The organism is Cupriavidus sp. SHE (assembly GCF_000812445.1).
Taxonomy (GTDB): domain Bacteria; phylum Pseudomonadota; class Gammaproteobacteria; order Burkholderiales; family Burkholderiaceae; genus Cupriavidus; species Cupriavidus metallidurans.
This window is the reverse complement of sequence record NZ_JWMB01000022.1, coordinates 48,844-61,614: the sequence shown is the minus strand read 5'-3', so window position 1 is coordinate 61,614 and position 12,771 is coordinate 48,844. Positions and strand designations below refer to the sequence as shown.

Below are 12,771 nucleotides of genomic sequence, written 5' to 3'. Positions count from 1 at the left end.
AGATGGCCGAGGCGCGCCCGGCCCTCTCTGCGTCAGGGCGCCTAAGCCTCCAGCCCCTCGGCCACCAGGCTGGCAAAGACCTCCGTCAGCCGCGAACTGGCCAGATGGCCCGCATGAGCCAGGCGCACCTCCACGCCGATCGCCGGCACCAGCGGCACCACCGTCAGGGCCTGGCCGAACACGCGCGCGGCGTACGGATTGACAATACCGATGCCGGCACCCTCGGCCGCAAGCCGGCAGATCGTGCTCGAATAAGTGGTTTGCAGCGTCGCGGCCGGTTCCGCCCCGGCTTCGTGCAGCGCCTGCCAGAGCGCAACACTCAGTTCGTCGTCCGCGTTCAGGGTCAGCAGCCGCTGGCCTGACAGGTCCGCCGCGCGAATCCGCCGCCGCGATGCCATGGCGTGCCCGGGATGCATCACGCATACGGCGGGTGACCGGTGCATGACGCGGATATCGAACTGGGGATGATCGAGCCGCCCCGTGGCCAGCACCAGATCGAATCGTCCGTGCAGCAGCCCTTCGCCAAGCTGGTGGCTGCCGACGGTCTGCAGGTCCACCGATACATCGGGATGCCGCTCGATAAAGCGCGCCACGATACCGGGCATCGGCCCCAGACCAAGCGTCGGCGTGCAGCCGAGCCGAAGCAGGCCCGTGCCGGAACGGCGCAGCAGATGGACCTCCTGGCCGATACGCGCCAGCCCCTGGAAATGCCCCTGTACGGTTTCGAACAGCCGCTGCGCCTCGGGCGTTGGCCGCAGCCTGCCCTTTTCCATATCGAACAGTTTCAGGTCGGTACCGGTCTGCATCTGCGCCAGCACCCGGCTCACCGACGGCTGCGTGGTGTGCAGCATGACGGCGGCGGCCGTTGTGGTGCCGCTCAGCATCACGGCGCGGAAGACCTCGATTTCACGAAAAGTTGGCGCGCGCGGCATATGGACGGGCTTCGATGGGGGGCACCGAGTGTATATCAGCAGCGTATAGGGTCCGCGCAAATTTGAATTATCCGGCATGGCTGCCCGCGCCTACACTCCTGCCATCGTAGACACGCACAGCACATCCCGGAGACATCGAATGCCACGCTTTTCCCGTTGCCTGCCCCTCATTGCCGCACTGCTGGGCACGGTCGTGCCGGCCATCGCCCATGCCGCATACCCCGACCACGCACTGCGCCTGATCGTGCCATTCAGTGCGGGTGGCAGCTCGGACCTGCAGGCGCGGATGCTGGCGGACAAGCTTGGCAAGCTGTACGGCCAGCCGGTCGTCGTGGAGAACCGCCCCGGCGCGGGCGGGCATATCGGCGGCAAGGCGGTAGCCGACGCCGCACCTGACGGCTACACGCTGCTGCTTGGCTCCATCGGCCTACACGCCACCTATGGCACGTATCCGAAGCTGAACTACGACCCGTCGAAGGACTTGAAGGTGGTGACGGTGCTCGCGGAGATGCCGCACGTCGTTCTGGTCAATCCGAGCATCCAGGTAACGAACCTCAAGCAACTCGTCGACGCGGCGGCAAAGCGCCCGGATGGCATGACGTTCGGCTCGGCCGGCGTCGGATCGTCAGTGCACATGATTGGCGAACTGTTCAAGGTCACCACCGGCGCGCATCTGACCCATGTGCCGTACAAGGGAAGCTCCGCGGCCATCGCCGACCTGCTGGGCGGGCAGATCGACATGATGTTCGAGAACCCGCCGACCACGCTCGGGTACATCCGCTCGGGCAAGTTGCGCGCGCTGGCCGTGACCGGCAAGACCCGGCTGCCGGCCTTGCCGCAGGTGCCAACGGCCGCCGAGGCCGGCGTGCCGAACTTCGTTGCCACATCCTGGACCACTGTCGCGGTCAGCGCGAAAGTGCCCGACGCGATCGCCGACAAGCTCAATACCGACATCCGCTCGATCGTCGCATCGCAGGAATTCCGCTCGGCGCTCGCCGAACAGGGCATGACGCCCGTTGGCAACACCCGCGACGCCGCCACGACATTCATTGCCGGCGAGAAAGCCCGCTGGGATCAGGTCATCGCCAAAGCCCGGCTGACCGCCCAATAATCGACCGCCCAATAACCACAACGCCAACCTCATACCGAATCCACGCGCATCAAGCCGGCTGACCATGCTTCACGACAAGATCGAACCCCATCCCCTGCCGTGCCGACGGCTGGGCGACGGCAAGCTCCACCACTTCTTCGGCTACTACAACAAGAGCACCTGGGATCGCACCGACCGCTACGTGCTGGCGCAGCGCGTGCCGATGGCCGACGCGGACCTGCATCCCGGCCTCATCGCCGAGATCGGCTTCTTCGATACCCAGGACGACGACCGCTTCCAGAAGGTCGGCCAGACCACCGCATGGAACTGGCAGATGGGCGCCCAATTGCAGTGGCTCGATGGCGCGCCCGGCAGGCAGTTGATCTACAACTGCCGCACCGACGACGAATCCGCCTTCTATCCGTGCCTCGGCGCGGTCATCCATGACGTCGCCAGCGGTGTTTCGCGCCCGCTGCCGATGCCGGTCTACGTGGTGGCGCCGGACAGCCGCTACGCGCTGTGCATCGATTACCGCAGGCTATACGTCACGCACCAGACCATCGGCTACAGCGACGAGGCTTCGCTGCGGGCCCGCCCCCATCTGGATCTGGCCCCCGTGAGCGATGGCATCCATGTGATGGACCTTGCGACCGGCATGTCCCGGCTGATCGTCAGCTACGACACGCTGCGCAACTTCCATCCGGTCCCATCGATGGACAAGGCGATCCACTGGGTCAGCCATATCGAAATCAATCCGTCGTCGTCGCGCGTGCTGTTCCTGCACCGCTGGACGGAGCGGGTCGAGGACGAGACCTGCTTCCTGCATCGGTTGATCACCGTGAACCCCGATGGCACCGACATGCGGCTGCTCGAATGCTCGGACCACCCGCTGCCGCAACTGGCGGCGGATTTCGATCCGAATGCGGTAGGTACCTTCGACTACGAGAAGTCGGAGTACCAGATCTCGCATCCGCTGTGGAAGGACGACACCCACATCATCGTCTGGGGTCCGCACGCCGGCAGCATCCACTATCACCTGTACGAGGACCGCGCGGACGGCGAGGTCACGGTGATCGGGGCCGACGTCCTGAGCGAGAACGGCCATATGACGTTCTCCCGCACGCATCCCGACTGGCTGCTCAGTGATACCTACCCCGACGCGCAGACCAATGAGCGCGTCCTGTTTCTGTATCACGTGCCCAGTGGCGTGCGCCACGACATCGGTTCGTTCTACACGAGCCCGACGCTGAAGAAAGAAAACCGCTGCGACCTGCACCCGCGCTGGAGCCGCGATGGCAAGCGCGTGTGCATTGACTCGATCCACGACGGCAACCGGCAGATGTACGCGCTGGATGTCGCCGCGCTGGTCGATCCCGCGTAAGCATCGGCCGGGATGCATTGCCCAAAACGGGGGTAACGGCGGTAACGGGGGTATTTCGGCCGCTTGTCCGCTACACTGCGGCGCAATGCCGTCGATCCAGCCCCCGCGCCATGCGCCTGCGTCACCTTGAAATCTTCCATGCGGTCATGCGTACCGGCTCGCTGAGCCGGGCCGCCGAACTGCTATTCATCTCCCAGCCCGCGGCCAGCAAGGTGCTGGCCCACGCGGAACGCGACCTCGGCTTCAAGCTGTTCACCCGTGCGCACGGCCGGCTGCTGCCCACGCGCGAGGCGCAACTACTGCACGCCGAAACGGTGCATCTGTTCGCCAACCTGGAGAACGTGCGCCAGCTCGCGCGCAACCTGCGACGCCATCCCGAGGGCCATCTGCGCATTGGCTGCCTGCCCAGCCTGGGCCTGAGCCTGATCCCGCAGGCGGTGCGAGAGTTTCGCCAGCGCTGCCCCGGCGTCTCACTGGAAATCGAGACACGGCATGGCGACGAACTGCAGGGCCTGGTGATGTCGCGCGAACTCGACATCGCCGTGGTGTTCGACCCGGCCCCCCGCCCGGGCGTGACATCGAGCGCTCTCGGGCAAGCGGAGGTCGTCTACCTCGGCCCCGCCTCGAACGCGCCGCCGCATGGGCCGGTGCAACTGGCCGCGCTCGACGATCAGCACTGGATCGGCATCGGCAACAGCGACCCGCTGGGTGGCCTGATCGCCCAGGCCTTCCGCGATCTCGGGCTGGAGGAGCGCACGCCGATGATCGAGGCGCGTACCTATTACGTGGCCGCCGCGCTGGCGGAGTGCGGCGTCGGCTACGCTCTGGTCGACCATTTCACGGCACAGTTCTCGCAGCGCGCTAGCGGCGAGGAACTGCTGATCCGCCCGCTAGAGCCCGCCCTGTCGGTGGGCGTGGCCGCGATCTACGCGGACGGCGCGGCGTCCTCGCACGCCCACGACACCCTGCTGGCGATCCTCGGATCCCAGTTCGAGGCGGCGCTGCCCGGCCGGCCTGAATAACCTCAGGTTATAGGGTATGCGCTAAAGGTCATTTGAACCCTACCCCGCTCTCGTCAACACTGTCGCCTTGCCCGCAGCTGCGGGCGGCAGGTCATTTTCAAGGGTGGGGAGAGAAACATGCGGGTATGCGTACTGGGTGGCGGAGTGGTTGGCGTCGCGAGCGCCTACTATCTGGCGCGCGAGGGGCATACCGTTACCCTGCTCGAAGCGCGCGACGAACTGGCCCAGGAAACCAGCCTGGCCAATGGCGCGCAACTCAGCTACAGCTACGTGGCGCCGCTGGCCGACCCGGCCGTGCTGCCCAAGCTGCCGGGATGGCTGCTCGACCGCAACTCGCCCCTGCGCTTCGTTCCTCGCCTTGATTGGCGCCAGTGGACCTGGTGCCTCGAGTTCCTGCGTGCCTGCCGCACCGGCGTGGCCAAGAAAGTCACCGCGCAGTTGCTCGGGCTGGGCCAGCTCAGCCGCGATGGCGTACATGAACTGGTCGAGCGTGAGGCGCTGCACTTCAACTATCAGCGCAATGGCAAGCTGGTGGTGTATCGCGATCCGGTTGCCTTCGACGGCGCCCGGCGGCAACTGGAATATCAGGCCTCGCTCGGCAGCCGCCAGCAGGCGCTGGACGCCGCGGCCTGCGTGGCGCTCGAACCGGCCCTGGCCTCGTTGCAGCACAAGCTGGCCGGCGGCATCCACACCCCTAGCGAGGAAGCTGGTGACTGCCATGCTTTCACCGTTGGTCTGGCCGCGGCCGCCACGCGCCGTTTCGGTGCGAGCTTCCGCTGCGGCACGCGGGTGACGGGGCTGCGGCACGCAGGGCGACGCGTGGTGGCCGCGCACACCGATGCGGGCGACATCGAGGCCGATGCCTTCGTGGTCGCCGCTGGCATGCAAAGCGTACCGATGCTGGCGCCGCTTGGCGTGACGTTGCCACTGTATCCGCTGACCGGCTACAGCCTGACCGCGCCGACGCAACCGGGCCACCATCATCCCCCTGCCATCAGCGTGACGGACCTGCACTACAAGGTGGTCTACGCCCGTCTGGGCGAGCAGTTGCGCATCGCCGGCATGGTCGACCTGATTGGCCGCCATCCGCGTGCCGATGCACGTCGCGTCGCCCTGCTGGCCCGGCAGGCGCGCGAAACCTTCCCGGACGGCGCGAACTTCGACGCGGCAACCTCGTGGTGCGGCGGCCGTCCGGCCACGCCCGACAGCAAGCCGCTGATCGGCGCCACGCCGTACGACAACCTGTGGCTCAACACCGGTCATGGCGCGTTGGGCTTCACGCTGGCCTGCGGCAGCGCCGCGCTGCTCGCCGACGCCATGGCCGGCCGCCCCTCGTCGCTGGATGCATCGGCGTTCGCGCTGATGCGCTGATGCGCTGATACCGGGCCAACATCGTTTCCTCTCACACCGATACCCGCACAAGACACCATGAAACAGATCATCGATACCGGCCTGCCTCGATCCGCTGCTCCCGTCGAATGGGCGGTACTGGGCAACGGCATCCTGTTCACCACGCAGATCCCGACCGGCGCCGACGGCAACGTGGTGGAAGGCGGCATGGAAGCGCAGGCGCGCCAGACGCTTCAGAACCTGAAGCAGACCCTGGATACGGCCGGTGGTAGCCTTGCCGACCTGACCCAGGTCATCGTCTACGTGACCGACCGTGCCGATCTCGCCGTCTTCAACCGGGTCTATGCGGAGATGATTCCGGCACCCTATCCCAACCGCGCGGCCATCGTGACCGTGGGTTTCGGGCGGCCCGAGATGCTGGTCGAGATCCTCGCCTACGCGGCACTCGGCTGAGTCGCCCCCGCGCCAACGCTTATCTCCGAAGGACTGATCCCATGCCATCCTGCGACCTGTTGTTCACCAACGCCACGTTGATCGATGGTACCGGCGCCACACGTCGTACCGGCGCGCTGGCCGTGACGGACGGACGCATTGTCGCGCTCGGTGACTGCTCCGGCTGGCAGGCCGCGCGTACCGTCGACGCAACCGGCCATGTACTGGCGCCCGGCTTCATCGACGTGCACACGCACGATGACAGCGCCCTGCTCAGCACGCCTGCAATGCCGGCCAAGACCAGCCAGGGCGTGACGAGCGTGATTGCCGGCAACTGCGGCATCAGCATCGCGCCGCTAACGCCGACCCACGGCCTGCCGCAGCCGCTGATGCTGCTGGGCGAGGTCTCGGACTACCGCTTTCCCTCCGTCGCCGACTACCGGCGCGCGCTGGAGGCCTCGCCACCCAGCGTCAACGTCGGTCTGCTGGTGGGTCACAGCACGCTGCGCGCGGGCGCAATGACCGATACCACGCGTGCCGCCACCGCCGAGGAAATCGAGGCGATGGCCGCGATGCTCGATCAGGCGCTGAGCGATGGCGGCTTGGGCATGAGCACCGGCCTCAGCTATCCGGCAAGCCGCGCGGCGCCAACCGCCGAAGTAGTGGCCCTGGCGCGCGTGACCGCGCGTCACCCGGGCGCGATCTACACCACCCATATGCGCAGCGAGCGCGATCAGGTCGTCGAGGCCGTCGGCGAAACGCTGGAGATCGGCCGCGAAGCCGCGCTGCCCGTCGTGATCTCGCACCACAAATGCATCGGGCGCAAGAACTTCGGCAAGACCACCGTCACCCTGAGCCTGATTGACAAGGCGCTGGCCACCCAGGACGTATCCCTCGACGTCTACCCCTACACGGCAAGCTCCACCGTGCTGCTGCCCGAGTTCGTCGGCGAGGCGGAACGGATCATCGTCACGAGTTCGCAGCCGCATCCCGAGCAGGCACGCCGGGACCTGTCGGCCATCGCCGCCGACTGGCATGTATCGCTGGAGGAAGCGGCCGCACGGCTCGGGCCGGCCACCGCGATTTATTTCCAGATGGATGAGGGCGACCTGCGCCGCGTGCTGTCTCACCCGCGCACGATGATCGGCTCGGATGGCATTCCCGGCCCTTACCCGCACCCACGGCTCTGGGGCAGCTTTCCGCGCGTGCTCGGCCACTACGCCCGCGAACTGGGCCTGCTGACGCTCGAAGACGCCGTGCGGCGCATGACGTCGCTGCCGGCCTCGGTCTTTGGCCTGCCCGGGCGAGGGGTGCTGGAAGTGGGCTACGCCGCCGATCTGGTGCTGTTCAATCCCGAACAGGTGATCGACCGCGCCGACTACACGCAGCCGTGCGAGCCGTCGGCCGGCATCGAAGCGGTCTATGTCAACGGCGTGCAGGTCTGGGGCCCGGATGGCGCCACCGGCGCCGCCGCCGGACAGTTCCTGCGCCACTGAGCCGGACGATCCAACTACCGGCCCGCCGCCCCCGACACATCCATTCCGACAAGAATCACGAGGAGACCCAACTTGAAACGCAGACACTTCCTTCTGGCGCCCGTCCTCGGCGCCATCGCGCTGGGCACCGCCACGCTGGCGCACGCCGCCTATCCCGACCGGCCGATCACGCTGGTTATCCCCTTTTCCGCCGGGGGTCCGACCGACGTCGTGGGACGTATCGTTGCCAGCAAGGCTTCGGAGATCCTGGGCCAGCAGATCGTGGTCGACAACCGCGTCGGCGCGGCCGGCACGATCGGCATGAATGCCGTGGCACGCGCCAAGGCCGATGGCTACACGCTCGGCCTCGCCACGGTCAGCACGCACGGCACCGCGCCGCATCTGCTGGCCAAGCCGCCCTATGACCCGGTCAAGGACTTTACGCCGGTCGTCAATCTGGTCAGCAGCCCCAACATCCTCAGCGTGCACCCCGGCTTCCCGGCCCGCACGCTGAAGGAGTTCGTGGATTACACGAAGAAGCACCCCGGCAAGGAAAGCTACGCCAACGCCGGTGCCGGAGGCATCAACGACCTTGGCATGGCCTGGTTCCTGCAGCTCAACGACGCCAACATGATCAGCGTGCCCTACAAGGGCTCGGCGCCGGCGCTCAACGATGCGATCGGCGGCAACGTCAAGGTCATCTTCGACAACTTCCCGTCGTCCCTGCCATTCATCAAGGCGGGCAAGCTGCGCGCGCTCGCCATCACCGGCACGCAACGCAACGACAAGCTGCCTGACGTCCCGACCTTCGCCGAGCAGGGCTACAAGGACTATGACGTCAGCGCCTGGTATGGCGTGGTAGCGCCGGCAAAGCTGCCGCCGGAGGTTCGCACCCGCCTGGTGGAAGCCTTCCAGGCAGCGCTGGCCGATGCCAACACGCGGCAGCGCCTTGTCGATGCCGGTGCCTTCCCGGTCTCGGTCGGGCCGGATGCCTTTGCCCGCCAGATCCGTCAGGAATACGAGCGTTGGGGCACGGTGATCCGCAAGGCTGGCATCACGCCGCAGTAAGCCTCGCGGACATCGCGAGCACAGGGACGGGAGCGGGCAGCGCCGGCAGAGGCCTGCCCGTCCAGCAATACAAGACGACACAAAGATAAGACGAGAGCAGGCAGGAGCCGTCACATGACATCAGTAGCAAGCAAAGCCCCCACTTCCTCAGACCTGCAGCCGAGCCGGCGCATCGCGGCGATCGCGGTGTTCGTGGCGGGTCTGGCAATCGCCCTGTACACGCACCTGGCCATGCCCGGCGAGACGAGCCTCTGGGGCCTGACGCCCGTGCTCGTGTTCGCCATCATCGCGCTGCTCGGCGTTGACATCGTGCTGTCGACCATCGCCGCCATCGTGCTCGGCGCGATCATGACCGGCACGACGCCGGTGGGCATGGGCAAATTGCTGGCCGACTCGCTCGGCTCCTTTATCGCGGTTGTCGGCCTGATCATCGTGCTGGGCGCCGGCGTGGGCGAAGTGGCCTCGCGCACGGGCGCCGCCGAGCAACTGGTGCGTGCCATTGTGCGGCGTATCGGCTTGTCCAATCAGGTACGCGTGCGCCTCGGCATCATGGTCACCTCCACGCTGATCTGCGGCGCGCTGGGCACGCTGGCCGGCGGTAACGCCATCATCGCCGCCGTGGTGATCCCGATCGCCGCGGCGGTGCGCCTGTCGCCGCCCGCGGTGGCCGCGCTGTTCCAGACTGCGGGTTCCGCCGGCCTGGTGCTTGGACCGTTCACGCCCAACGTTGTGACCGTGCTGGGGCTGACCGGACTGAGCTACCCCGAATACCTGATGGTGGCCGGCATCCCGATGGCGGCGGCCACGCTTGCCAGCGGCTGGTTCATGTCGGGCCGCATCCAGAAGATGACCGAGGCCGAGCACCAGTACGACGAAGCCAAGAACGGCATCGCCGCGTTCGACCTGTCCGCCACGCCACCGCGCACGGCAGTACGCGCCGCGTGGGCGTTCTGCCTGACCATCATCGGGCTGGCCACGGCCGGCGTGATCGTCAAGGCCGGCTTTGCCTTCGCCATCATCGTCATGGTGTCGCTGGCCGCCACCACCGGCCTGGCCGGCGGCATGGGTCCGCGTGCCATCCTGCAGGCGATGTATGCCGGCGCAGGCAAGCTGATCTGGATCTTCTTCCTGTTCTGGCTGTTCAACCCCGTGCTGGTGCTGGTGGACAAGCTCAACGCCTACCACGCACTGCTCGACATCGCCAGCCCGCACCTGGCAGGCATCGGCGGCGCCATGCTGTGCGTGATCATCCTGTGGTTCAACGTGATCGGACACATCCCCGGCGCGGCAGTCGCGCAGATGACCTTCACGGCCAAGATCTTCGGCCCGCTGCTGGCCGCCGCCGGCGTCGGCCCCGCGGCCACCACCGCCGTGATCCTTGGCAGCTCGCAGATCGACTGGTTCGGCCCCTTCCCGACCTCCGACATGTTCGGACAGATGGGCCTGGCCCGTTCGACCCAGCTAAAGTACATGCTCTACAACGGCTGGGCGGTGATCATCGTGAATCTCTGTCTGTTCTCTGGGCTGTTCTTCTTGCTGGTCTGAGGAGGCGATATGGAACTCGTGGCATTTCCGCTAGGTAGCCGGATTCCCGATGCCGCCGCGCTTCGCGCGCGGGTAGAAACCGCGCTGGCACCGCTGCTGGCCGGCACGCAGGCACGTGTGGCGATCAGCCTGCGGCTTGCCGATGGCAAGGTGGTGCTGGAGCGCGAGGCCGAGCGCGTGCAGCCATCGGCCAGCATCATCAAGCTGCCGATCCTGTTCACGCTGCTGGAACAGGTGGCGCAGGGGCATCTGCAGCTTGAGCAACGATTCTCTCTGGACGGACTCGAGCGCGTGGGCGGTACTGGCATCCTCAACCAGTTGCCGAGTGTCCAGAGCCTGACGCTGGCGGAACTGGCGCGGCTGATGATCGTGCTGAGCGACAACCTGGCGACCAATGCGCTGATCGAACTGCTCGGCTTCGAGGGCGTGAACGACTGGTGCGATCGCGCGGGACTCGGGCAGACGCGGCTGCAGCGTCGCATGATGGACGCCGCCGCGCGCGCCGCAGGGCTGGACAACTTCACGAGCGCCAGCGACGCTGCGGCCTCGCTGTGCTGGCTGCTGCGTGATGGATCGTTGCCAGCCCCGCTGCGTGACTTCGCACTGGGGCTACTGGCCGATCAGCGCGAGCGCGCCCATTTCGGCGCGGCGCTGCCAGCCGGCGCCATGCTGGCCAACAAGACCGGACAGTTGCCCGGCCTTCGTCACGACGCCGGCATTCTGACCGTAGGCGCCTACAGCGTCGTGCTGGCCGTACTGGCCGACGGTTTCACGGACGCGCGCACCGCGCAGACGCTGCACGGTGGCGATGGCGCGCAATGGCTGGCCGAAGCGGCGCGGATCGTGGCGCAGGCGCTTGCCGCGCAGCAAGACGAGAACGGAGCCGAATGATGCGGATAAAAGTCGCTGCCATCCAGATCGACAGCCGGCAGGACCGCGAGGCCAACCTGGCGGCACTCGAACACTGGATTCTTGCCGCCGCGGCGGACGGCGCGAAACTGATCGTCACGCCGGAGTACAGCGACGTCCGCGGCGATGCCAACGCGCTACAGGCGGCCGCCAGCGCGGTTCCCGGCCCCGTCTCCGAGCACATCGCCTCGCTGGCGCAACGCACCGGTTGCTGGATTCATCTGGGCTCGATGCATGAACGGTTGCCAGGCGAGACCCGCCTCGGCAATAGCGGCATCACGTTCGCGCCAGATGGCGGCATTGCCGCACGCTATCGCAAGGTGCACCTGTACGACGCCGTGGTGAATGGCAAACCCTATCGCGAGTCAGCCGACTTCGCGCCGGGGGACGGCCTGCATACCGTGGACGCTGCCGGCCTGACCCTGGGTCTGAGCATCTGCTACGACCTGCGCTTCGGCGAGCTGTACCGGACCCTGCGCGCACGCGGCGCCAACGTGCTGCTGGTGCCCGCCGCCTTCAACGTGCACACCGGACGCGACCACTGGGAAACGCTGCTGCGGGCCCGTGCCATCGAAAACCAGTGCTACGTGATTGCCGCCGCGCAGATCGGCGGCCCGGGACCCGCCCTGCCCTGCCTGGGGCGCAGCATGATCATTGACCCCTGGGGCACCGTGCTGGCCTGTATGCCGGACACCACCGGCTTCATCACCGCCGAACTCGATACAGAGCGCGTGGCCGGCCTGCGCGAGGCGCTACCGGCATGGGAGCATCGCCGCACGGACCTGTATTTCGGCGGCATTCAGAACTCAGGCTGAGCCCTGGCCCCGCGTCCAAGAGACGCTATCAAAATGGGGCGAAGCGGCTCTGGCTGGACGCGCGGCCGCAGACAGTACAGGTACGCCAGAATCGTTCTGATCGTATCTCTAGGCCCGCGCGCACTTGATGACGGTGTCCAGCGTGCGCGTGGTGATGTCCTTTCCGAACGAGCGCTCGAGCAGCGTCATGAATACCGGTCCTTTCTTCGGGTCCGGCAAATATGCACTGAAGACTTCCGCTGCGCTGGCCTTGATGATGCTGGCGCCGTCGCGCTCGATTGGCAGTGCGATTTCGGGCGCCACCGGACTGCGGAGAAAGGTGACGACCCGCTTGGCCCCGGGCGCCAGGTCAAACTCGGCAAACGGATCGGCCTCGATCAGGTCCCGGAGATAGCCAGCGGGCCGAACGAACGTGCCAAAGCTATGACCCAGTTCGGCGTGCATGGCCTGCTCGGCGCGTCGCTCCAGCGCTGTGGTGGACGCCGAACGCGCGTCGAACACAACGTTCCCGCTGGACAGCAACGTTCGTACCTCGGAGAAGCCCGCCGCTTCGAAGCAAAGCTTGAGCTCTGGCATCCTGGCGTTCATCGGACTGACACCGCGAAGAAAGGCGACGTATCGGGGCATGGTGATCTCCTGCTGGCTGCCGGGCAGCCGCTCACGATTGGCGTGACACGCAGTCTACGCCCACCAGGCCCCCTTCCTGCGGCGTCGCGCCACTGAAGGCGCGAGGCATCGCCCGTTGCATGCGA

At 66.8% G+C, this 12,771-nt stretch carries 11 protein-coding genes and 1 pseudogene; 10 read left to right on the top strand and 2 right to left on the bottom strand.

The window, feature by feature from the left end:
• Nucleotides 1–41 precede the first annotated feature (41 nt).
• Nucleotides 42–932, bottom strand: a complete 891-nt coding sequence (locus tag RN01_RS12725; RefSeq protein ID WP_017511064.1) for a LysR substrate-binding domain-containing protein — start codon at nucleotides 930–932, stop codon at nucleotides 42–44.
• 139 nt (nucleotides 933–1,071) lie between these two features.
• On the opposite strand from RN01_RS12725, the gene RN01_RS12720 reads away from it, so the two are divergent.
• From RN01_RS12720 to RN01_RS12675, 10 genes and pseudogenes are all read left to right on the top strand, one after another.
• A complete protein-coding gene (locus tag RN01_RS12720; protein ID WP_017511063.1) occupies nucleotides 1,072–2,043 on the top strand; it encodes a tripartite tricarboxylate transporter substrate binding protein in 972 nt (323 codons plus the stop codon).
• 64 nt (nucleotides 2,044–2,107) lie between these two features.
• Nucleotides 2,108–3,403, top strand: a complete 1,296-nt coding sequence (locus RN01_RS12715; protein ID WP_017511062.1) for a hypothetical protein — start codon at nucleotides 2,108–2,110, stop codon at nucleotides 3,401–3,403.
• A 110-nt stretch (nucleotides 3,404–3,513) separates the two neighbouring features.
• Nucleotides 3,514–4,425, top strand: a complete 912-nt coding sequence (locus tag RN01_RS12710) for a LysR family transcriptional regulator (RefSeq protein WP_029310035.1) — start codon at nucleotides 3,514–3,516, stop codon at nucleotides 4,423–4,425.
• 69 nt (nucleotides 4,426–4,494) lie between these two features.
• Nucleotides 4,495–5,796: pseudogene (locus RN01_RS12705) on the top strand (D-amino acid dehydrogenase); the annotation flags it as partial.
• Between the two features lie 57 nt (nucleotides 5,797–5,853).
• Nucleotides 5,854–6,228, top strand: a complete 375-nt coding sequence (locus tag RN01_RS12700) for a RidA family protein (protein ID WP_017511060.1) — start codon at nucleotides 5,854–5,856, stop codon at nucleotides 6,226–6,228.
• A gap of 41 nt (nucleotides 6,229–6,269) precedes the next feature.
• Nucleotides 6,270–7,703, top strand: coding sequence for an amidohydrolase family protein (locus RN01_RS12695; RefSeq protein ID WP_017511059.1), 1,434 nt, complete (start codon nucleotides 6,270–6,272; stop codon nucleotides 7,701–7,703).
• Nucleotides 7,704–7,775: 72 nt separating this feature from the next.
• A complete protein-coding gene (locus RN01_RS12690) occupies nucleotides 7,776–8,750 on the top strand; it encodes a tripartite tricarboxylate transporter substrate binding protein (RefSeq protein ID WP_008643254.1) in 975 nt (324 codons plus the stop codon).
• A gap of 114 nt (nucleotides 8,751–8,864) precedes the next feature.
• On the top strand, nucleotides 8,865–10,295 hold the full coding sequence (locus RN01_RS12685; RefSeq protein ID WP_017511058.1) for a hypothetical protein: 1,431 nt from the start codon (nucleotides 8,865–8,867) through the stop codon (nucleotides 10,293–10,295).
• Nucleotides 10,296–10,304: 9 nt separating this feature from the next.
• Nucleotides 10,305–11,186 carry a serine hydrolase gene (locus RN01_RS12680; RefSeq protein ID WP_017511057.1) on the top strand — a complete coding sequence of 294 codons (882 nt, stop codon included), beginning with the start codon at nucleotides 10,305–10,307 and terminating at the stop codon, nucleotides 11,184–11,186.
• On the top strand, nucleotides 11,183–12,019 hold the full coding sequence (locus RN01_RS12675) for a carbon-nitrogen hydrolase family protein (RefSeq protein ID WP_029309581.1): 837 nt from the start codon (nucleotides 11,183–11,185) through the stop codon (nucleotides 12,017–12,019). Before RN01_RS12680 ends, RN01_RS12675 begins: the two co-directional genes overlap by 4 nt.
• A 108-nt stretch (nucleotides 12,020–12,127) precedes the next feature.
• Here RN01_RS12675 and RN01_RS12670 read toward each other — a convergent pair whose 3' ends face one another.
• Nucleotides 12,128–12,646, bottom strand: coding sequence for a DUF1697 domain-containing protein (locus RN01_RS12670; RefSeq protein ID WP_017511055.1), 519 nt, complete (start codon nucleotides 12,644–12,646; stop codon nucleotides 12,128–12,130).
• Nucleotides 12,647–12,771 lie beyond the last annotated feature (125 nt).

Excerpts from the sequence above, each read along its gene's own strand:
- RN01_RS12725 (WP_017511064.1), bottom strand. The coding sequence starts at position 932 with ATGCCGCGCGCGCCAACTTTTCGTGAAATCGAGGTCTTCCGCGCCGTG.
- RN01_RS12720 (WP_017511063.1), top strand. The coding sequence starts at position 1,072 with ATGCCACGCTTTTCCCGTTGCCTGCCCCTCATTGCCGCACTGCTGGGC.
- RN01_RS12715 (WP_017511062.1), top strand. The coding sequence starts at position 2,108 with ATGCTTCACGACAAGATCGAACCCCATCCCCTGCCGTGCCGACGGCTG.
- RN01_RS12710 (WP_029310035.1), top strand. The coding sequence starts at position 3,514 with ATGCGCCTGCGTCACCTTGAAATCTTCCATGCGGTCATGCGTACCGGC.
- RN01_RS12700 (WP_017511060.1), top strand. The coding sequence starts at position 5,854 with ATGAAACAGATCATCGATACCGGCCTGCCTCGATCCGCTGCTCCCGTC.
- RN01_RS12695 (WP_017511059.1), top strand. The coding sequence starts at position 6,270 with ATGCCATCCTGCGACCTGTTGTTCACCAACGCCACGTTGATCGATGGT.
- RN01_RS12685 (WP_017511058.1), top strand. The coding sequence starts at position 8,865 with ATGACATCAGTAGCAAGCAAAGCCCCCACTTCCTCAGACCTGCAGCCG.
- RN01_RS12680 (WP_017511057.1), top strand. The coding sequence starts at position 10,305 with ATGGAACTCGTGGCATTTCCGCTAGGTAGCCGGATTCCCGATGCCGCC.
- RN01_RS12675 (WP_029309581.1), top strand. The coding sequence starts at position 11,183 with ATGATGCGGATAAAAGTCGCTGCCATCCAGATCGACAGCCGGCAGGAC.
- RN01_RS12670 (WP_017511055.1), bottom strand. The coding sequence starts at position 12,646 with ATGCCCCGATACGTCGCCTTTCTTCGCGGTGTCAGTCCGATGAACGCC.